This is a genomic window from Flavobacterium sp., assembly GCF_040382755.1.
Lineage (GTDB): Bacteria > Bacteroidota > Bacteroidia > Flavobacteriales > Flavobacteriaceae > Flavobacterium.
Window position 1 is genome coordinate 1 of sequence record NZ_JBEIET010000263.1, and the last position, 1,473, is coordinate 1,473.

The 1,473-nt window shown below is 28.2% G+C and carries 2 protein-coding genes; both read left to right on the forward strand.

Annotated features, from left to right (window positions below):
* Positions 1-919: hypothetical protein (locus ABWO04_RS11905; protein WP_353079897.1), on the forward strand; the 919-nt coding region annotated here is incomplete at its 5' end.
* A gap of 75 nt (positions 920-994) precedes the next feature.
* Positions 995-1,473: hypothetical protein (locus ABWO04_RS11910; RefSeq protein ID WP_353079898.1), on the forward strand; the 479-nt coding region annotated here is incomplete at its 3' end.

The following is a 1,473-nucleotide window of genomic DNA, read 5'->3' on the forward strand; positions in this document are numbered from 1 at the left end:
AACAAGATTAATATTTGTTAATCTTAAAGATTCAACTGGTGCTTTAACAAGGGTAGATTTAACAGCTTTACCTAACTTTTCTAACTTATTTACTGCTGTAAATCCAAAAGATAGATGGTATCCTTTAGAATCGTTTGATAACGTTGAAATGCCTATTGCTGATAGTTCATTTGAAGAAACAGCTAGTGGTAGAAAATTCTTTATTAAGTCTGGTAAACGAAGCTTTAATGGAGATATGTATTTACAAAGTCCAGAAGCTTTAAACATTATAAATTCATTTACTTGTTCACAAGTTGGTGTTTATGCTGTTGATGCTAATAATAACTTAATTGGTATTAAAGATGGTAGTTACCTTTACCCAATATCAATCAATAATAAGTCTTTAGATGCTAAGATAGTATTTGCAAGTGATGCTAATGTTCAAAAAATGAACTTAACATTTGACTTCTTAACTTCAGTAGAAGAATCTAAAATGTGGTTAATACCTTATAGTGATACTAACTTTGATTTTAACTTGGTTAGTGGAATTAAAGATGTTGTTATTGCTAATAGTGAAACTTTTTTTGTTGATAATGGATTTTTCTTTCAGATTGATTATTTAATACTTGATATTGTTTATAAAAATGCTGAAAGCGATATTCCTATTAGTGGTTTAAATCCGTCATTTTTTAAACTTTATATTTTTCAGTTTTATGAAGATTTTAATGGTAATCCAATTTATGTACCACCATTTGAAGCTACTAATGGAGTTGATATTAATTGGGTGATTACAGATTTAGGAAATGGAAAATACAAATTAGATATTAGTCCAGTTGGACAATGGAGTTCGATTAATAATCTTTACGGATTAAAGTATTTTTCTGGAGGTTTTGAAATGAGTTCAACTTTTTTCAATCCGTATCAGAAAGTAATTTTCTAATCAATATAATCTAATTGAATTAAGGGTAGCTTGTATGTTACCCTTTTTTTTTACCTTTGAATTATGGTTAACTTGATGGATACTAGACTTGGTGAAATGCTGTATAGTGCTTTAGCTTTAAAGTCTGCTCATGGTAATGCCTTTAATTTTGCTTTCAAACACGACATCATATCAAATTTAGTTACTTACTTGAATACTAGAAACTTAGAAAAAGGTTTAGACAGTAAAGGTAGGACAATCAAAAATAAATACACTAAGAAATCAGTTTATTCAGCTAGGACTGAAAAGATTTATAAAGAATCAATTGGAAGAATTGTTAAAGCTGGTTCTAATTACACAATGAAATATTCTGGAGATTTTTGGCAATCAATTGAATTAGCACAGCCAAACTTTGATTTTGTAGAAATAAAATCTGACAATATTAAAAGAAGTTTTACAAATAGGGGTGTACAGACTGATGAGATTGATTTGTTTAAAATATACGGAGAAGATATTGTAGGGTTACAAGAAAGAGATTATATTATTTTAAGAAAAAACGTTTTACCATACTACAT